This window comes from Achromobacter arsenitoxydans SY8 (assembly GCF_000236785.1).
In the GTDB taxonomy this organism is placed as follows: domain Bacteria; phylum Pseudomonadota; class Gammaproteobacteria; order Burkholderiales; family Burkholderiaceae_B; genus Achromobacter; species Achromobacter arsenitoxydans.
The window spans coordinates 41,205-60,449 of sequence record NZ_AGUF01000047.1 but is presented as its reverse complement, the minus strand read 5'-3'; the positions used below and the strand labels follow the sequence as shown (position 1 = coordinate 60,449).

Below are 19,245 nucleotides of genomic sequence, written 5' to 3'. Positions count from 1 at the left end.
CATGTACGTGGCCGTCAAGGGAGGCGAACGCGCCATCCTGAATTCCTATCGCATGCTGGACGACTACCGGCGGGGCGACCGCGAACTGCCCGAGCTGAGCGTCGAGCAGATCCGCGAGCAGATGCCGCTGGCGGTGTCGCGCGTCATGGCGGAGGGCTCGCTGTACGACCCGCAACTGGCCGCGCTGGCCATCAAGCAGGCGGCCGGCGATCTGATCGAAGCGGTCTTCCTGCTGCGGGCCTATCGCACCACGCTGTCGCGCTATGGCTACACGCAGCCGATCGACACGGGCCGCATGCGCCTGCAACGGCGCATCTCGTCCACGTTCAAGGACGTGCCGGGCGGGCAGATCCTGGGCCCGACCTACGACTACACGCAGCGCCTGCTGGATTTCACGCTGGAAGCCGGCCGCGAGGCCGACGCCCTGCCGGCGGGCAGCGACAGGCTGGACAGCGCCATGCCGCGCGTGACCGACCTTTTGGCGCGGGACGAACTGATCGACGCGGAACCTGTGCCCGAGGGCGATCCGGAACCCTTCGACCTGACGCGCCAGCCGCTGGACTTTCCCGCCACGCGGGCCGCCCGGCTGCAGAACCTGGCGCGCGCCGACGAGGGCTTTCTGTTGTCCATGGGCTATTCCACGCAGCGCGGCTACGGCAACACGCATCCCTTCGCGGCCGAAATCCGCTACGGCTCGCTGGAGGTGGAAATGCACATCGAAGAGCTGGGCTTTGCCGTCACCATCGGCGAACTGGACATCACGGAATGCCAGATGGTCAGCCAGTTCGCCGGCAATGCCGACGAAGGGCCGAAGTTCACGCGCGGCTATGGGCTGGCCTTTGGGTATGGCGAAAGAAAAGCCATGTCGATGGCGCTGGTGGACCGGGCCCTGAAAGCGCGCGACCTGGGCGAGCGCGCCGACTCCCCGGCCAACGACCACGAGTTCGTGCTGTACCACAGCGACAACGTCGAGGCCTCGGGTTTCGTGCAGCACTTGAAGCTGCCGCACTACGTGGACTTCCAGGCCAACCTGGAACTGCTGCGCCGCATGCGCGCCGAACGCGGGGCGCAGGAAAGCGCCGCGCCCGATTCCGCGAACAACGATCTGATGGACGAGGCGGTTGCCCCATGACGATGCCGAACGCAACGGTCGAACGCGACGACCACTACAACTACGCGTACCTGGACGAATCCACCAAGCGCATGCTGCGCCGCGCCTTGCTCAAGGCCGTGGCCATCCCCGGCTACCAGGTGCCGTTCGGCAGCCGCGAAATGCCCCTGCCTTACGGCTGGGGCACGGGCGGCATCCAGGTCACCGCCTCCATCATCGGCCGCGACGATGTCCTGAAGGTTATTGACCAGGGCTCGGACGACACCACTAACGCCATCAGCATCCGCCGCTTCTTCGGCCGCGTGACGGGCGTGGCGACGACGGAGTCCACGCCCGAGGCCACCATCGTGCAGACGCGCCACCGTATCCCCGAGACGCCCCTGGCGGAAGGGCAGGTGATGGTGTTCCAGGTGCCGATCCCCGAGCCGCTGCGGTGGCTCGAACCCAGCGAGACCGAGACCCGCACCATGCATGCGCTGGCCGAGTACGGCGGCATGCATGTCAAGCTGTACGAAGACATCGCGCAGCACGGGCACATCGCCACGACCTACGACTACCCCGTGATCGTGAACGACCGCTACATGATGCGGCCGTCGCCCATCCCCAAGTTCGACAATCCCAAGCTCGACCACAGCCCGGCCCTGATGCTGTTCGGCGCCGGCCGCGAGAAGCGCGTCTACGCGGTCCCGCCCTACACCCGCGTCAAGAGCCTGGATTTCGAGGACCATCCCTTCACGGTGGAAAAGTGGACCGAATGCTGCGACCTGTGCGGATCGGACGACAGCTACCTGGACGAGATCATCCTGGACGACGCCGGCACGCGCCGCTTCGTCTGCTCCGATACCGAATACTGCAATCACCGCCAGGCGCAGATGCGCGATAGCGAGGCCGCCGCATGACCGCCCACACCCTTCAACCCTTGCTGTCCGTGCGCAACGTTACGCGCACCTGGGACGGCACGCATGGCTGCCGCGACGTCAGCTTCGACCTCTACCCTGGCGAAGTGCTGTGCGTGGTCGGCGAGTCCGGCTCCGGCAAGAGCACGCTGTTGTCGGCGGTGTCGCATCAGACCATGCCGGACGCGGGCAGCGTCTGGTACGACACGCGCGACCAGGGTTTCATCGACCTGGCCGCGCTGCAGGGCGCGCGCCTGCGCCTCCTGTCCCGGACCGACTGGGGCTTTGTGCGCCAGAACGCCCGCGACGGCCTGCGCATGCAGGTCAGCGCGGGCGCCAACATCGCGGAGCGGCTGATGGCCGTTGGCGAGCGGCACTACGGCGACCTGCGCGAGACAGCGGGCAACTGGCTGCACAAGATGGAAATCGACGCAGGCCGGTTGGACGACACGCCCGTGTCTTTCTCGGGCGGCATGCAGCAGCGCCTGCAGATTGCCCGCAACCTCGTAACGCATCCGCGGCTGGTGTTCATGGACGAGCCCACCGCATCCCTGGACGTCTCGGTGCAGGCGCGGCTGCTGGACCTGCTGCGCCAGCTCGTGACCGACCTGGGGCTGGCCGCCATCGTCGTGACGCACGACCTGGCCGTGGCGCGGCTGCTGGCGCACCGCACCTTGGTGATGCGGGGCGGCCGCGTCGTCGAAAGCGGGCTGACCGACCAGATACTCGACGATCCGCAGCATCCCTACACCCAGTTGCTGGTGTCTTCCATCTTGCAGAGCTGAGCATGAGCGCGACGAAAACCATGATCGAGGTGCGGGGCCTCGGAAAGATGTTCACCCTGCACAACCAGGGCGGCATGCGCCTGCCCGTGCTGGACGCCGTCGATTTCGACGCGGGCGCGGGCGACTGCCTGGTGCTGGCGGGACCGTCGGGCACGGGCAAGAGCACGCTGCTGCGCTGCCTGTATGGCAATTACCTGGCGACCGAAGGCAGCATCCGCGTGCGCGCCGCGGATCAATGGGTCGAAATGGTGGGCGCGCCCGAGCAGCGCATCCTGGCGCTGCGCCGCGATGTCATCGGTTACGTCAGCCAGTTTCTGCGGGTGATACCGCGGGTATCCGCGCTGGAGGTAGTGGCCGAACCGCTGCGCATGGCGGGCGTGGAAGGCGAAGCGGCGCGCGAGCGCGCCGCCGCCCTGTTGCGGCGCCTGAACGTGCCGCCCCGGCTGTGGGGACTGGCGCCCGCCACCTTTTCCGGCGGCGAGCAGCAGCGCGTCAACATCGCGCGCGGCTTCATCGCTGGGCATCCGATTCTGCTGCTGGATGAACCCACGGCGTCGCTGGACGCGGACAACCGGCAGGTGGTAATCGAACTCATCCACGAGGCCCTGGCCGCCGGCCGCTGCCTTCTGGGCATCTTCCACGACGCGCAGGTGCGCGACGCCGTCGCCACCCAGACGCTTGCGCTGCGGCCGGCGCTGCCGGCCACGGCCGACATGGAGTAATCATGCAAAGCACTTACCTCACGAACGCCCGCGTGGTGCTGGCCGACCATGTGCTGGAAAACAGCGCCGTGCTGATCGGCGATGGCTGCATTCTTGCGATCGAGCCGGACGGCGCGCGCGCGGACTGCGTGCTTGACCTGCAGGGCCAGACCCTGATGCCTGGCCTGATCGACCTGCACTGCGACGCCATCGAAAAAGAGGCCGAGCCGCGCTCGCGCGTGCTGTTTCCGCTGGACTTCGCGGTGGCCCAGGTCGACAGGCGCAACGCGGCCGCGGGCATCACCACGCCCTATCACGCCCTGTCGTTCGCCAACAGCGAATGGGGCGTGCGCAATAACCAGACCGCGGCCCAGGTGGTGCGCACGGTGCGCGCCTTCCGCGATCACAGTCTGGTCGACAATCGCATCCATTGCCGCTACGAGGTCACCGACGAGACGTCGGTCGATGTGCTGCGCCTATTGATGGACGAGGGCGCCGTCGACCTGCTGTCGGTGATGGACCACTCGCCGGGCCAGGGCCAGTTCAAGACGCTGGAGTCCTATCTGCAGTACATGATGGGCAATCATGCGATGAGCCGCGAGCAGGCCGAAGAGGCGGCGCATTCCAAGGCGCGGTCCAGGGACGGGGCGGTCGCGCGCGTGGAGGCCTTGCTGTCGCATGCCCAGTCGCACGGCATTCCCACCGCCAGCCACGACGACGATTCCATCCACCGCATCGCCACCATGCGCAACCTGGGCGTGCGCATGAGCGAATTCCCCATCACGCTGGACACGGCGCGTGCGGCGGTCTCCTGCGGCCTGCCCACCATTCTGGGCGCGCCCAACGTGCTGCGCGGCCAAAGCCAGAGCGGGTCCATGCGCGCGATCGACGCCATCCGCGCCGGCGTGGCGAGCTGCCTGTGTTCCGACTACCAGCCGTCCACGCTGATCGCCGCCGCGTTTGCGGCCCAGGCCCAGTCGGATCTGTCGCTGCCGCAGGCCGTCGCGCTGGTCACCCGGAATCCGGCGGACGCCTGCGGGCTGTCGGACCGCGGCCGCATCGCGGTGGGCGCGCGGGCGGACCTGGTGGCGGTGGCCCAGGTGGGCGCCCAACCCCTGGTCAGCCATACGTGGTCGTCGGGCCGGCTGGTGTTCTCGGCCCACTATCCGCCGCTGCGCTCGCGCGAGGGCAGGGCGGACGCGGCGCAGAGTCTGGCCGCCTGACACGCCGCGCCTGTTTGGCAAGACGTGCGTATGGCTTAGGCGCAAAAACATCGTCGCCCGCCACAGACGGAGGGGCCTGCATCTGGTTAAATGGCGGAAAGGCTTAACAGGCCCCAAGGCGAGCCGCGTCTTTTGCGGCTCGCCGTCCCATTTTCCGGAGCCCGAAATGGCACGATTCAATTTCACCCAGGACCTCGAAGAACCCGATCTGTGGGCGGCCGAAAACGTCGCCGCGGGCGCAGGCCGTCCGCCCATCCATGTCATGATCCAGACGGATGGCGAAGAGCCCGACAGTTCCGCGTCCAAGGTGGTCAAGGCCATCATCGACAACCTGGACGAGCAGATCCTGGCCGCGGCCGAGTTCCTGCTCGACAACTATTCGTACGAGCACTACAAGAAGCTCGGCATCGAAGACGACCAGCTCCTCAAGGAAGAAACCGCCGAAGCCATGGCCGAAAAAGCCGTGTTGCGCGCCTTGTGGCTGTTCGACGAAGACGGCGACGGCTACGAACTGTGGTTCACGCTGCCGTGGGATCCCGTCCACACCTATGACGTCGAATTCGAAGACGGCGCGCCCGTGTCGTGCTCGGTGAACGATTAACTTACGCCTGAACCGGCGGTCTGCAGGCTGGCCCTACGGGGCCAGCTCGTACTTCGTGGCCAGGCTTTGCCCCAGCGACTCGTCATACCGATAGCGCACCTTCAGGGGCTTGCCCTTCTGGATCTTGCGGGCCGCCACGTTTTCCAGCACCACGTCGACATCCCGGCTGACCAGTTGGGCGCAGTCGCCGTCGGCGCGCTCGCCGTCCGGAACTTGCGCGGCCTTTACCTTCAGCCTGAACATGACCTGGGACAATTCCGTGCCGTCGGTGCGGTACTGCCGCATCGTGGCCGGCAGGCTGTCCACGATGCCGGAAAGGTCGCAGGAAATGCGTGTCCAGGCATGTGCAGCGGGGGCTGAGGCAAGCGCGCCGGCGCAAAGCGCGGCGGCCGCCGCGGCGCGGGACAGATAGAGCGGTGTCATGGCATGCGCGGCAAGGCGGGAAGGCCCATGCGCATCGCGCCTACAACCCTTGCGCGCCGCGCGGGCAGGTCAGAAAGGGCTTTTATGTTGCGCCCGGACGTTGCCGCCGGTCAAGCCTGTCGCCAGCCAAAAAAATCGGGCCGTTGCGGCCCGATTTTCTTATGCGTTCTGGGTAGCCGAGGGAGCGGCCGGCGCTTCGTCTGCGGCGGCCTGGGCGGGCAGGCTTTCCTCGTTGCCTTCCATCTTCGCGATGACGGCGGTGGCCAGGCTGTTGCCCACCACGTTGGTCGCGGTGCGCCCCATATCAAAGAACTGGTCGATGCCCATGATCAGCAGCAGGCCGGCCTCCGGCAGATGGAACATCGGCAGCGTCGCGGCCACCACGACCAGCGAGGCGCGCGCCACGCCGGCCATGCCCTTGCTGGTCACCATCAGCACCAGTAGCAGGGTCAGCTGCTGCGCGAAGCTCATCTCGATGTTGTAGGCCTGGGCGATGAACAGCACCGCGAAGGACTGGTACATCATCGACCCGTCCAGGTTGAACGAATAGCCCAGCGGCAGCACGAAGCCCGAAATGCGCTTGGACACGCCGAAGCGCTCCAGCGCCTCGATCGTCTTGGGATAGGCCGATTCGCTGCTGGCGGTCGAGAAGGCCAGCAGGGTCGGTTCCTTGATCAGGCCGCCCAGGCGGAACGTGGACTTGCCCAGGAACAGGTAGCCGACCGCGAACAGGATGGTCCACAGCAGGGCCAGGCCCAGGTAGAACTCGCCGATCAGCTTGCCGTAGCTGACCAGCACGCCCAGGCCTTCGGTGGTGATGGCGGCGGCCATGGCGGCGAACACGCCCAGCGGGGCAAAGCGCATCACGTAGTCGGTCACGCGGAACATGATCTTGGCCAGCTCGTCGATCATGTTGTAGAGGGTGTTGTGGCCCTTGCCGCGGATGAACGACAGCGCCGCGCCGAAGAACAGCGAAAACACCAGGATCTGCAGGATCTCGTTATTGGCCATGGCTTCCGCAATGCTCTTGGGGAAGACGTGCGCGATGAAGGCCTTAAGCGTGAAATCGCCCGTCTTCAGGCCGGACGTGATGTGCGTGTCCGGTATCGCCAGGTTCATGTGCGCGCCGGGCTGGAAGATGTTGACCAGCGCCAGGCCCAGCAGCAGCGAGATCGCCGAGGCGGCGATGAACCAGATCATCGCGCGCATGCCGATGCGGCCCACCGCGCTGGCGTCGCTCATGCTGGCCAGGCCGGTGACCAGGGTGGCGAACACGAGCGGCGCGATGATCATCTTGATCATGCGCAGGAAGATGTCCGTGATGAGGCTGAAGTACGAGGCGATCTGCGCCGCCTCCTGCTGGTTCTGCGCGTACTTGTTGCAGAAATAGCCCACCACGATGCCCAGCACCATGGCGATGCCGATATAACGCGTCAGCTTCTTAGTGTTCATGTTCAAAACGGGATTGCAGGGAGCCGCCGCTGGGCCCCGAGGGGGCCAGTCCCGCCGGCATGGGGCGGGGCAAGACGGTCCGGTGACGGACATGCCAGGGCCCGGGCGCTGCTCGGGTTAACCCTTGGGGCGCGATGTTAACGCCGCGAAGCTGACAGTTAGTTGTCAGTTTGGGGACGGAACAGGGGTAAACGGGGAGGGCCAAGCGGCGCCGGGTCATGCCAGAATGGGCCGCCGGCCTGCGCTGCCGGAGGCTGCCACTGCTGGCCTTGGAACCGGCCCCGTCCGGGGCGACAAATGGAGACACAACAATGCCGAATCGCGAACTGTCCGTGCTGGCGTCCGGATACACCTATCTGGAAGGATTGCGCTGGCACGACGACCGCCTGTGGGCTTCGGACTTCTATACGGGACAGATCATCACCGTGACGCAGCAAGGCGCGGTGGACCGCGTCTGTCTGGTGCCGCAGCAGCCGTCGGGCCTGGGCTGGCTGCCCGATGGCCGCATGCTGATCTCGTCCATGAAAGACCGCAAGGTGCTGCGCCGCGAGAAGGACGGCGCCCTGTCGGTTCATGCCGACCTGTCCGCCCTGACCGGCGGCCATATCAACGACATGGTGGTGGATGCGCAGGGCAGGGCGTATGTGGGCAACTTCGGCTTCGACATCATGGCGGGCGCGCCCGTCCGCACGACGACCCTGGTGCGGGTGGACCCGGACGGCGTGGCGCAGGTGGTGGCCGACGGGCTGTGCTTTCCCAATGGCTCATTCATCACGCCGGACGGCAAGACCCTGATCGTCAACGAGACCTTCGCCAACCGCATTTCCGAATTCGACATCCAGCCTAACGGGTCGCTCGGGCCGCGCCGCGACTGGGCCAATTTCGGCGAGCTGCCCGACAGCGACAACCTGGACACGCTGATCGCCGCGTCGGCGATCGCGCCGGACGGCGGCGCGCTGGACGAGGAAGGGGCGATCTGGGTGGCCGACGCCATCGGCAAGCGCATCGTGCGCGTGGAGCGTGGCGGCAGGATCCTGGAGCAGATCGACACCGGCGAATTCGGCATCTTCGCCGCCGCCCTGGGCGGGCCCGACGGCCGGACGCTGTTCATGGCGGCGGCGCCGGACTTCATCGAGGCCAACCGCCGCGCCAAGCCGCAGGCGCGGATATTGGCGACGCGGGTGGACGTGCCGCACGCCGGGCGGCCTTGACGCAGTCCACGGCCCGCGGCGCAGCCGCCGCGGCGGCCGGCCCTACTTAGGCGCCAGCCACGCGTCCGCGTAGGTGTCCACCGCGCCCAGTCCCGTCGTGATGGCGCCATGCACGCGCTTGTCCAGGAAGGTGGAATAGTTGGTGTCGTCGATCCACGCGAGCGGCACCTCTTCCGCCAGGATCTTCTGCACTTCCGTGTACAGCCGCTGGCGTTCCTCGTCCGTCGGGGCCGTGGCGGCCTGGTCGAACAGCTCGTCCACCTTGGGATTGCGGTACTGCGAGGTATTGGTGAACGCCAGGCCCTTCTTGATGTTGCTGCTGACGTAGGTGCGAGATACGCCGATGGCGGGGTCGCCATACTGGAACACGCCGTTGTAGGCCATGTCGAAGTCCCAGTTGCCCATGCGCGTGGTCCAGCCGCCCACGTCGGTGCTTTCGATATCTATGACGATGCCCACCTTGCCCAGGCTCTGCTTGGTGTATTCGGCGATGCGGCGCTGCATTTCGCCGTAGGGGTTGGGGATGAGGCCCAGCTTCACGCGCACGCCCTTGGCGTCGGGCTTCAGGCCCATCTCGTCCAGCAGGGCGATGGCCTTCTTCGGATCGTAGGGGTATTGCCGGACGTTGGGATCGTAAAAGCGCGTGTTGCGATGGAACGGCCCGGTGGACACGGTGCCCATCCCGAACATGATGCGCTTGGCGATGAATTCGCGGTCGATTGCGTACATGACCGCCTGCCGGAAGCGCTTGTCGTCCATCGGCTTGCGCGCTTCGTTCATTTCGATCCAGTGCAGCGTGGACCAGTATTCGTAGCCTTTCTGCGTGACGTTGATGTGCGCCAGCTTAGCCACGCGCGGCATGTCGAAGGGTTCGATGTCCTGCAGCCAGGCCTGCTGCACCGTCCGCTGCTCAAGCGCCAGCCGGCGCGATGCCGCGTCGGGAATTACGCGGTAGGTGATGCCGTCCAGATAGGGGCGGCCTTCTTTCCAGTAGTGCTCGTTCTTGACCAGTTCGATGTACGAACCGCGCTCCCAGCGTTTGAATTTGAATGGCCCGGTGCCGACGGGCGCGTTGTTGTGCGGGTTCTGCGCCAGCGGCGTGTCCACGTCGTACAGGTGCTTGGGCAGGATCACGCCGCCGCCGATGTCGAAGGCGTACAGGAAGGCCGAATAGCGCTCTTTCAGGTGGAACACCACGGTGTGCTCGTCCGGCGCCGTGATGTCCTGGATATAGCGCATCAGCGAACGCGTGCGCGGCGTGTTGGCCAGGATCTGCTTGTACGAAAACAGCACGTCGGCCGACGTGAAGGGCTTGCCGTCATGCCACTGCGCTTTGGGCTGCAAGTGGAAGGTGTAGGTCAGCTGGTCGGTGGACACGTCCCAGGACCGGGCCAGGCTGGGCTGCGGCTTCAGGTCGAAGGAATAGGTCAGCAGGCTTTCATAGATCTTTCCGGCCACCATCTGCGTGGTGCCCACCTGCTGCATCGCGACGTTCAGGTTGGGCGGCTCGGGGTTCAGGATGGCGGTCAGGACGCCGCCGTACTGCGGCTGGGGATCGGCGGCGCTGGCGGCGGGAACGGCGGCAATCGCGGCGGCGGCCAGCAGGCCCTGCATCAGGGCGCGGCGGACGTTATTGCACTTCAAGGCGAATCTCCTCGTGGGCGGCCCAGCAATGCCGTAGGCCGCTGCGGCTTCAAATCTTGAGTATCAAATATTGATACTCAAGAATCCAAGAGGACTATGGTGCAGCAGTGTGCCGGGCCGCGCAAGGCGACCGGCGCTAGGGATTTCCCGCGAAGCACGGTGGGCCGGCGGCCTCAGTTGCGGTTGGGGCGGCCGCTGAGCGAGCGTGCCGCGGAGATCGCCAGCGAGCTGAAGCGCTGGGTGAAGGAGTCGGGCGTCCATTCGGCCAGCAGGCCGGAAATGTGGATGGCGGCCAGGGGGCGCCCGCTGTGGTCGAGCACGGCGCTGCCCAGCACGATTTCGCCGACCATGCTCTCTTCCAGACAGAGCGCGTAGCCCTGCACCCGCGCGTCCTGCACGCGCTGGCGGATCACATCGGGATCGGTGATGGTCTTGGGCGTCAGTGGCCGCATGTCGCTGCGCGCCAGGATGTCGTCGACCTCGGCGTCTGCCAGGTGCGACATGATCGCCCGTCCGCCGGACGACGAAAACGTGGGCATGCGGCGGCCTACCAGCGTGGCGTAGAAGGTCTGGCGCTTGGTCTGGCGGCGCAGCGCATAGACGATGGTCAGGTCGTCGAACAGGCTCAGGTCCACGCGTTCGCCGCATTCCTGCTGCAGCTGTTCAAGAATGGGCGTGGCGCGTTCCAGCAGCGGATGGCCGCGCAGGAAATCGAAGGTGCGGTCCAGGATCTTCTTGCCCAGCACATAGCCGCGCTGGTTGCTGCCGCGCTCCAGGTAGCCCAGCGCCACCAGTGTATGCAGCATGCGCTGGGTAGAGCTGCGGTCCAGCCCCGACAGTTCCGTCAATTCGTTGAGGCTGAGCGGGCCGGGGTGGTTGGAAAAAGCCTCCAGGATGCCGAAGCCTTTCGCCAGGGATTGGTTGAACCGGGTCTCGGTTGTGGCCATGTTGATTTCTCCATTTCTCTTGTTATGTGCGGCACTGCAATGGCCCGTTGCAACAGAGCGCGGGATACGCACTGTAGCGGCAAGCGTTTTCTGCCAGGGCTAGGGAAATCACCCATGGATATTGTATTGCTGCGCGCTGGTTCGAACTCTATCATGCCAAATATAGATATCTAAGTATCAACTATTGATACTTCTGAAATCAGCAATTCCATACTCAAAAAGGGGAATGCAATGACCGCCGTCGCAGCAGCCAGCCTTGACCAGGCCAAGATCGCCGAAGCCGTGGGCAAACTTCGCCAGTACATGACCGATACGCTTACGGGCTTCGTGCAGTGCCGCAGCCTGCCGGGCCAGGAAACGTCCGCCGCCGAGTTCCTGGAAGGCGCCCTGGCCGACCTGGGCCTCGCGTCCGAGCGCATCGCGCTGCGCACTGAAGAACTCAAGAACCTGCCGCTGTACTCCCCCGCCTGCTGCCCCGACGGCGGCCGGTACAACGTGCTGGCGCGTCATGAGCCCCGCAGCGCCGGCGGCCGTGCCGTGCTGTTCAACGGCCACCTGGATGTGGTGCCCACCGGCCCGCACGAATTGTGGGATCCCGCGCCGTTCGACGGCGAACTGCGCGACGGCTGGCTCTATGGCCGCGGCGCTGGCGACATGAAGGCGGGCATCATCTGCGCCCTGGCCGCGTTCAAGGCTCTGCAAGACCTGGGCGTGCAGCCCGCGGGGGCCGTCGGCTTCAATGGCGTGCTGGAAGAGGAAAACACGGGCAACGGCACCTTGGCCACGGTGTCGGCGCTGCAAAGCGCCATCGCGGCGGCCAAGCTCAGCGCGTTCGACGCGGTGGTCATCCCCGAGCCTACGCACGAACGCATGATGAGCGCGCAGCTTGGCGTCTACTGGATGTACGTGGACATCGTGGGCAGGCCAGCGCACGCCGCCTACATGACAACGGGCGTGAACCCGGTCGAGACAGGCCTGCGCATCGTCGACGCCATGAAGCAGCTGGAGCATGAATGGAACTTGCCGGAAAACCGGCATCCGGCCTATCGCGACCATGCGCACCCCATCAACTTCAACCTGGGCCAGATCCATGCCGGCGACTGGAATTCGTCCGTGCCCAGCGTGTGCACGCTGGGCATGCGCATCGCCTGCTATCCCGACATGACTATCGACGCGGCCAAGAAGTTGGTCGAAGCGCGCATCCGGACCGTCGAGGCCGGCCTGACCGATAGCGACGTGCGCATCGACATTCGCTACGAAGGCTTTCACGCCCCGGGCTGCGAGTATGACCTGGACGTGCCCGCCATGCAGCTGCTGGCCGATGCGCACCGCCGCGTGGCGGGCGAACTGCCGCAGCCTAGCGCCCTGACGGCCACCACCGACGGCCGCCACTTCCGGCTGATGATGGACGTGCCGGTCACTTGCTACGGCCCCAAGGTGCAGAACGTGCATGGTTTCAACGAGTGCGTGTCGGTGGACAGCATGGTGCGCGTCGCGACCTCGCTGGCGCTGTTCATCCATGACTGGTGCGGCGTCGAACCGCTGCAAGCCTGAGCCCGTAAGCCATCCCCACTATTTCCCAGGAAGTCCCGCCATGAATTCCTTCAACGCCCGGCGCGCCCTGGCGCGCTGCGTCCTTGCCGCCGCCAGCCTGCTGCCCTTCGCCGTTTCCCCGTCGCACGCCGCCGAAACTCCGCAGTACGGCGGGATCCTGACCGCCATCGTCAGCCCCGAGCCTCCCACGCTGAACGTGGCGGTGCAGCAGGTGGCCAGCACCCAGTTGGTGGCCGGCAAGATCTTCGAAAGCCTGCTCACCTATTCGTTCGACCTGAAACCGCAGCCGGGCCTGGCCAAATCCTGGGACGTGTCGGCCGATCGCCTGACCTATACCTTCCACCTGCAGCCCAAGGTGCAGTGGCACGACGGCAAGCCATTCTCGTCCGAGGACGTGGTGTTCACCTACACCAAGATCCTGGCCAATACGCCGCGCACGCGCACCCTGATGGCGAACGTGCAGGAGGTTTCGGCGCCGGACGCGCAGACGGTGGTCTTCAAACTGAAGCAGCCGTACTCCGCCTTCCTGTACGCCTTCGACATCGGCGGCGGCGCGATCCTGCCCAAGCACCTGTATGACGTGGACACGCCGATCGGCCAGAACCCCAACAACAACGCGCCGGTTGGCACCGGTCCGTTCAAGTTCAAGCGCTGGGAGCGCGGCTCGTACATCGAGCTGGTCAAGAACGAGCACTATTGGAAAGAAGGGCGCCCCTATCTGGATGGCATCACCTACCGTGTGATTCCTGATTCCGCGTCGCGCCGCGTGGCGCTTGAGCAGGGCACGGTGCTGCAGGCCTGGCTGCAGGATATTGAGCCCGTGGATGTTGCGCGCGTGGCCAAGCTGCCCAACATCGCCCAGACCCACAAGGGCTACGAGTACTGGTCGACGATGCAATGGATAGAGCTGAACGGCGGCCGTCAGCCGTTCTCGGACAAGCGCTTCCGCCAGGCGCTGATGTACGGCATCAACCGCCAGTTCATCGTCGACAAGATCATGTTCGGCACGGGCACCGTCGCCACCGGCCCCATCCATCACAACACCCGCTTCTACGATTCCAACGTCAAGGCCTATCCCTACGACCCCAAGAAGGCCGTCGCCCTGCTGGACGAAATGGGCCTGAAGCCCGACGCCAAGGGCGTGCGCGCCTCGGTCGGCCTGATTCCGCTGCCCTATGGCGAGATGCAGCGCCGCGTCGCCGAGTACATCAAGCAGAACCTGGCCAAGATCGGCGTGGCCGTGACGCTGGAAAACACCGACGTGGGCGGCTGGACCAGCCGCGTGGGCAACTGGGACTTCGACATGGGCTCGAACGGCGTGTTCCAGTATGGCGATCCGGCCATCGGCGTATCGCGCACCTATCTTGGCAGCAATATCAAGAAGGGGCTGATGTTCACCAATACGTCGCAGTACAACAACCCCAAGGTCGATGAGCTGTTCAACGCCGCCGCCACCGCCGCCACCGACGAAGAGCGCCAGAAGCTGTACAGCGAAGTGCAGCGGATCCTGGTGGAAGACGTGCCCGTGCTGTGGATCGCCGACACCAACTATTCGACGTTGCTGAACAAGCGCGTGCATGACGCCGTGACGACCGCGCTGGGCGTAGTGGACACGCAAAGCGACACCTGGTTGTCCAAAGAATGAAGAAGATCGCCAAGTTCCTGGCGAACCGGGTGGTCAAGAGCGTCCTGGTTCTGCTGATGATCGCGCTCTTCAACTTCTTTCTGGTGCGCGCCGCGCCGGGCGACCCGGCGGAAATCCTGGCCGGCCAGTCCGGGGCGGTGGATGCCGAGTTCATCGCCAAGCTGCGGCAGGAATTCGGGCTGGACAAGCCGATCGCGGTGCAGCTTGGGCAGTATCTCAAGAACGTCGCCACGTTCGATCTGGGCTATTCCTACCGCCAGCAGGCGCCGGTCTCCAGCCTGATCCTGGAGCACCTGCCGGCCACCTTGCTGCTGACCTTGACGGCGTTCGCCTTTGCGCTGCTGGCGGGCGTAAGCCTGGGCACGCAGGCCGCGCTGCGCGTCGGGAAATGGGGCGATACCGTCATCACGACCCTGTCGATGCTGGCCTATGCCACGCCGCTGTTCTGGGTGGGGCTGATGCTGGTGCTGCTGTTTTCCGTGAACCTGGAATGGCTACCCGCCTTCGGCTATGAAAGCGTGGGCGCCAACCTGACCGGACTGGCCCGCGCGGCCGACGTGGGCAAGCACCTGCTGCTGCCCGCGCTGACACTGGGCATGTTCTACATGGCGGTCTACGCCCGGCTGACGCGCGCGTCCATCCTGGAAATCAGCCAGCTCGACTTCGTGAAGACGGCTCGCGCCAAGGGGCTGTCGGAACGCACCGTAATCGTGCGCCACGTGCTGCGCAACGCGCTCCTGCCCGTCATCACCTACGCCGGCATCCAGGCGGGCGGGCTGATCGGCGGATCGCTGCTGGTGGAAACCGTGTTTGCGTGGCCGGGCATCGGGCGGCTTGCGTTCGACGCGCTGATCCAGCGCGACTACAGCGTGCTGCTGGGCGTGTTCTTCATGGCCTCCCTGATCGTGGTCGTGGTCAACCTCATCACCGACATCCTGTACACGGTGGCGGATCCCAGGATCGAACTCAAATGAAAGCGTTCATGCAATCGTTCTGCCGCAACAAGGGCGGCATCATGGGGCTGATCGTGCTGGCGCTGGTGACGCTGGTGGCCATCACTGCAAGCTGGGTCTTTCCCGACAGCCCCTGGGACATCATCAACGGTCCCTTCATGCCGCCGCTGTCTGAAGGCGCCTTGCTGGGCACTGACACGCTGGGCCGCGACATCGCCTCGGGCATCGCCTACGGTTCGCGCATCACGCTGGTGCTGGCCGCCGTGTCTACGGCGGTGTCGATCCTGCTTGGCATCACCGTCGGCGCGCTGGCCGGGTTTTACGGCGGGCGCGTGGACCAGGCCATCGTGGGCTTCATCGAACTGTTCCAGACCATCCCCAGCTTTTTCCTGGCAGTGGTGCTGGTCGCCATCCTGACGCCCAATATGGCCACGGTGATTTTCGCGATTGCCGTGGTGTCCTGGCCACCGCTGGCGCGCCTGGTCCGCGCGGAATTCATGAGCCTGAAGAACCGCGAGTTCGTCCAGGCTGCGATGCTGTCCGGGCAGTCGAACCTGCGCATCATCCTTACGCAGATCCTGCCCAACAGCCTGTCGCCCGTGATCGTGTCGGGTTCGCTGATGATCGCCAGCTCCATCCTGCTGGAATCCGCCCTGAGCTTTCTGGGCCTGGGCGACCCCAACGCCATGACCTGGGGCTACATCATCGGCGCATCGCGCAGCGTGCTGCGCGATGCCTGGTGGATGAGCGTGTTTCCCGGCGTGGCGATCCTGATGACCGTGCTGGCGCTGAACCTGATCGGCGAAGCGCTCAACGACGCCCTCAACCCCAAGCTGGCCCGCAGGAGGACGACGTGATGAGCACGCTGCTGGAAATCCGCGATTTGAGCGTCACCGCAGCCCATGGCGGCCCGACAGTGGTGCAGGGCGTGTCCTACACCGTGAACCGCAATGAAATCCTGTGCGTGGTGGGCGAGTCCGGTTCGGGCAAGTCCGTGACCGCGCACGCCATCATGGGACTGCTGCCGGCCGATCAACTGAGCGTCACGCAGGGCCAGATCCTGTACGGCGGGCACGACCTCGTCCATCTGTCGCCCACGGACTGGTACGGGCTGCGCGGCCGATCCTTCGGCATGGTTTTCCAGGAACCCATGACGGCGCTCAACCCCATCATGCGGGTGGGGCGGCAGGTCGACGAAGTGCTGGAGCGCCACACCAACCTGGGCGCCGCCGCGCGCAAGCAGCGCGTGCTGGAGCTGTTCGGCCAGGTGTTGCTGCCCGACCCGCAGGCCATGTACGACGCCTATCCCTTCCAGCTGTCAGGCGGACAGCGCCAGCGCGTGGTGATCGCGATGGCGCTGGCGCTGGAACCGGATGTGCTGATCGCGGACGAGCCCACGACCGCGCTGGACGTCACCACGCAGGCGCAGATCCTGGACCTGATCAAGGACATCCAGCGGCGCATGGGTATCGGCGTCATTTTCATCACCCACGATTTCGGCGTGGTGGCCGACATTGCTCACCGTATCGTGGTGATGCGCAAGGGGACGGTGGTGGAGTCGGGCGCTGCCGAAGACATCCTGAACCGCCCGCAGCATCCCTACACGCGCCAGCTCATCGCCGCGGTGCCGCACAAGCCGGAAGGCAAGGACGAAGCCGCGGCGGCGCAGCCGCTGATGGTGGTGCAGAAGCTGTGCAAGACGTTCGCCACGGGCGGCCGGCGCGTCGATGCGCTGCGCGACATCTCGCTGGAAATACGCCAGGGGGAAACGCTGGGGCTGGTCGGCGAATCCGGCTCGGGCAAGTCGACGCTGGGCCGCACGCTGATCGGACTGATCGCGCCCGACAGCGGCAGCGTCCGCATGGACGGCCAGGAACTCGTGGGCATGAAGCCGCGCGACTTCCGGCCCTATCGCCGCCAGATCCAGATGGTGTTCCAGGATCCGTACGCGTCGCTCAATCCGCGCCACCGCGTCATCGAGGCCGTGGCGCAGGGGCCGATCGCCTTCGGCGAGAACCGCAAGACCGCATTGCGCGAGGCGCGCGAACTGCTTGAACTGGTGGGCCTGGGCGGCGACGCCGGCGACCGCTATCCGCACCAGTTCTCGGGCGGGCAGCGCCAGCGGGTCGGCATCGCCCGCGCGCTGGCGCTCAAGCCGCGGCTGCTGGTGGCCGACGAGGCGGTGTCCGCGCTGGACGTTTCCATCCAGGCCCAGGTGCTGGACCTGCTCAAGACCGTGAGCGGTCAGTTCGATCTTTCGGTGCTGTTCATCACCCACGACCTGCGCGTCGCGGCCCAGATCTGCGACCGCATCGCGGTGATGCGCCAGGGGCAGCTGGTCGAACTGGACCGCGCCGCCACCATCTTCTATCACCCCCAACATGACTACACGCGCCGCCTGATCGATTCGGTGCCGGGCAAGGCCTGGAACAAGCCGGACCTGGCGGCGCTGTCGGATCCTTCAACCAGGAGCAAGCAGTATGCGTGACACCGAGTATCAGTTGCTGGACGGGCTGGCGCTGGCCGATTTGCTGGCGCGGCGCGAAGTCGGCGCCGAGGAATTGATGGCCTGCGCCATCAAGCTGGCGCGGGAGCGCGCGCCGGCGCTGAACGCGCTGTGCTACGAGCGCTATGAAGAATCGCTGGACGTGGCGCGAGCCTGGCAGCCTAAAGGGGCGTTCGGCGCCATTCCCTTCCTGCTGAAGGATTCCGGCCTGGCGCACACGCGCTTTCCGTCCAGTCTGGGATCGCGCCTGCTGAACGACACGCCGTATGCGCGCAACGCCACCCTGGCCGACCGTTTCGAGGACGCCGGCCTGATTCCGTTCGCGCGCACGACCGTGCCGGAGTTCTGCATGGCACCCACCACCGAGGCGGCGCGCAACGGCGGCCCCACCCGCAATCCCTGGGACCCGACCCGCTCGTCCGGCGGATCCAGCGGCGGCGCGGCGGCGGCGGTGGCCGCGGGGATCGTGCCGCTGGCGCACGGCAGCGACGGCGGCGGCTCGATCCGCATTCCGGCCGCCGCTTGCGGCGTCTATGGCTTGAAGGTGTCGCGCGGGCGCGTGCCCATGGGGCCGTTCCGCGGCGAAGGCTGGGGCGGCCTGGCGACGGACGGCGTGTTGTCGCGCTCGGTGCGCGACACGGCCGCGGCGCTGGACGCCATCGGCGGCCATGAGCCGGGAGCCCCCTACGCGGCGCCGGCCGGGCCCGCGTCCTACCTGAAGGCGTTGGCGGAACCGCCGCGCAAGCTGCGCATCGCCCTGTGGCGCGACGCCTGGAACGGCATTGCGGTGGCGCCGGAGTGCGTCGCGGCGGTGGAGCGAGCGGCCGCGCTGTGCCGGGAGCTCGGGCATGACGTGGTGGACAGCGCGCCGCCGGATATCGAATACGAGGCCTTCGTCCTGGCCCACGCCAATGTGCTGGCCGGCAACATCGTGCTGTCGGTCGACACGCGGCTGGGACTTACCGGCCAGCCGCTGCGCGACGGCGACCTGGAACCCGTCCTGCGGCAGGGCTACGAATACGGCAAGACGCTGCCGGCGGCGCATTACATTGCCAGCGTGAACCGGTTCCACGCCATCGGCCGCATCCTGGATGGTTACATGCAGGGCTATGACGCCATCCTGACGCCGTCGCTGACGCAGCTTCCCCTGAAGCTCGGCGAGCTCTCCACCGCTACGGGTTCGTTCCTGGACTTCCGCCGCAAGGTCGCCACCTACGGCACGTTCTCGGCCGCGTTCAACGCGTCCGGGCAGCCGGCGGCCAGCCTGCCGCTGGTGTGGACCGGCGCGGGCCTGCCCGTCGGCGTGCAGGTGGTGGGCCGCTACGGCCGCGAAGATGTGGTGCTGGCGCTGTCGTCCCAGCTTGAGGCCGCCCAGCCCTGGGCAGGCCGGATCGCCGTTCCCGGCGCGGCCTGACGGCCGGAAACAGGGCAAGCGGGGCCGGCTGGCCCCGTCTTTTCATCCGCCGGGTCGGCCGCCCGGGGGAGGGCGAGGGCAGGTTGTAAACCTTATGGCGTCGACTGAAGGGATAGGATACCGGCCGTTGCAAGACCTTTCTTCGATTCCCCCGTAAAATCACCCCATTCAGCAGGACT

The 19,245-nt window shown here is 66.2% G+C and carries 17 protein-coding genes; 13 read left to right on the top strand and 4 right to left on the bottom strand.

Translation table 11 applies throughout. The features are described from left to right. The first annotated feature begins 1 nt into the window (after position 1). The 6 genes from KYC_RS13075 (at position 2) to KYC_RS13050 (ending at position 5,317) form a co-directional block, all read left to right on the top strand. Entirely contained in the window at positions 2–1,132 is a 1,131-nt protein-coding gene (locus KYC_RS13075; RefSeq protein ID WP_008162878.1) for a carbon-phosphorus lyase complex subunit, read from the top strand. Further along, positions 1,129–2,010 carry an alpha-D-ribose 1-methylphosphonate 5-phosphate C-P-lyase PhnJ gene (locus tag KYC_RS13070; protein WP_008162875.1) on the top strand — a complete coding sequence of 294 codons (882 nt, stop codon included), beginning with the start codon at positions 1,129–1,131 and terminating at the stop codon, positions 2,008–2,010. Before KYC_RS13075 ends, KYC_RS13070 begins: the two co-directional genes overlap by 4 nt. After that, complete coding sequence (gene phnK, locus KYC_RS13065; protein ID WP_008162874.1) at positions 2,007–2,792, top strand: phosphonate C-P lyase system protein PhnK; 786 nt, start codon at positions 2,007–2,009, stop codon at positions 2,790–2,792. The genes KYC_RS13070 and phnK overlap by 4 nt, the downstream gene beginning before the upstream one ends. A 2-nt stretch (positions 2,793–2,794) precedes the next feature. Further along, positions 2,795–3,514 carry a phosphonate C-P lyase system protein PhnL gene (gene phnL, locus KYC_RS13060; protein WP_008162871.1) on the top strand — a complete coding sequence of 240 codons (720 nt, stop codon included), beginning with the start codon at positions 2,795–2,797 and terminating at the stop codon, positions 3,512–3,514. Positions 3,515–3,516: 2 nt separating this feature from the next. Next, entirely contained in the window at positions 3,517–4,716 is a 1,200-nt protein-coding gene (locus KYC_RS13055; protein ID WP_008162870.1) for an alpha-D-ribose 1-methylphosphonate 5-triphosphate diphosphatase, read from the top strand. 166 nt (positions 4,717–4,882) lie between these two features. Further along, positions 4,883–5,317 (top strand): hypothetical protein, encoded by a 435-nt coding sequence (locus tag KYC_RS13050; protein WP_008162867.1) that lies wholly within the window; start codon positions 4,883–4,885, stop codon positions 5,315–5,317. Positions 5,318–5,350: 33 nt separating this feature from the next. Here KYC_RS13050 and KYC_RS13045 read toward each other — a convergent pair whose 3' ends face one another. Both KYC_RS13045 and KYC_RS13040 read right to left on the bottom strand, forming a co-directional pair. Next, entirely contained in the window at positions 5,351–5,740 is a 390-nt protein-coding gene (locus KYC_RS13045) for a hypothetical protein (protein WP_008162865.1), read from the bottom strand. Between the two features lie 159 nt (positions 5,741–5,899). After that, positions 5,900–7,192, bottom strand: a complete 1,293-nt coding sequence (locus KYC_RS13040; RefSeq protein WP_043518336.1) for a dicarboxylate/amino acid:cation symporter — start codon at positions 7,190–7,192, stop codon at positions 5,900–5,902. A 311-nt stretch (positions 7,193–7,503) separates the two neighbouring features. Here KYC_RS13040 and KYC_RS13035 point away from each other — a divergent pair, with 311 nt between their 5' ends. Further along, positions 7,504–8,403 carry an SMP-30/gluconolactonase/LRE family protein gene (locus tag KYC_RS13035; RefSeq protein WP_008162862.1) on the top strand — a complete coding sequence of 300 codons (900 nt, stop codon included), beginning with the start codon at positions 7,504–7,506 and terminating at the stop codon, positions 8,401–8,403. A 42-nt stretch (positions 8,404–8,445) separates the two neighbouring features. On the opposite strand, the gene KYC_RS13030 is transcribed toward KYC_RS13035, so the two are convergent. Next, the gene (locus KYC_RS13030; protein ID WP_008162860.1) at positions 8,446–10,047 is read right to left on the bottom strand and encodes an ABC transporter substrate-binding protein; all 1,602 of its coding nucleotides are present in this window, start codon (positions 10,045–10,047) and stop codon (positions 8,446–8,448) included. Positions 10,048–10,220: 173 nt separating this feature from the next. Further along, on the bottom strand, positions 10,221–10,994 hold the full coding sequence (locus KYC_RS13025) for an IclR family transcriptional regulator (protein ID WP_008162859.1): 774 nt from the start codon (positions 10,992–10,994) through the stop codon (positions 10,221–10,223). Positions 10,995–11,225: 231 nt separating this feature from the next. On the opposite strand from KYC_RS13025, the gene KYC_RS13020 reads away from it, so the two are divergent. The 6 genes from KYC_RS13020 to KYC_RS12995 are packed head-to-tail and all read left to right on the top strand — an operon-like array spanning position 11,226 to position 19,066. Further along, positions 11,226–12,548, top strand: a complete 1,323-nt coding sequence (locus KYC_RS13020) for an ArgE/DapE family deacylase (protein WP_008162856.1) — start codon at positions 11,226–11,228, stop codon at positions 12,546–12,548. A gap of 40 nt (positions 12,549–12,588) precedes the next feature. Continuing rightward, positions 12,589–14,193 (top strand): ABC transporter substrate-binding protein, encoded by a 1,605-nt coding sequence (locus KYC_RS13015; RefSeq protein ID WP_008162855.1) that lies wholly within the window; start codon positions 12,589–12,591, stop codon positions 14,191–14,193. Continuing rightward, positions 14,190–15,167 carry an ABC transporter permease gene (locus tag KYC_RS13010; protein ID WP_008162853.1) on the top strand — a complete coding sequence of 326 codons (978 nt, stop codon included), beginning with the start codon at positions 14,190–14,192 and terminating at the stop codon, positions 15,165–15,167. Before KYC_RS13015 ends, KYC_RS13010 begins: the two co-directional genes overlap by 4 nt. After that, positions 15,164–16,003: an ABC transporter permease gene (locus KYC_RS13005; protein ID WP_008162851.1), complete on the top strand. Its 840-nt coding sequence runs from the start codon at positions 15,164–15,166 to the stop codon at positions 16,001–16,003. Before KYC_RS13010 ends, KYC_RS13005 begins: the two co-directional genes overlap by 4 nt. Next, entirely contained in the window at positions 16,003–17,634 is a 1,632-nt protein-coding gene (locus KYC_RS13000; protein WP_008162849.1) for an ABC transporter ATP-binding protein, read from the top strand. Before KYC_RS13005 ends, KYC_RS13000 begins: the two co-directional genes overlap by 1 nt. Continuing rightward, on the top strand, positions 17,627–19,066 hold the full coding sequence (locus tag KYC_RS12995; protein WP_008162847.1) for an amidase: 1,440 nt from the start codon (positions 17,627–17,629) through the stop codon (positions 19,064–19,066). The genes KYC_RS13000 and KYC_RS12995 overlap by 8 nt, the downstream gene beginning before the upstream one ends. Positions 19,067–19,245: the final 179 nt, after the last annotated feature.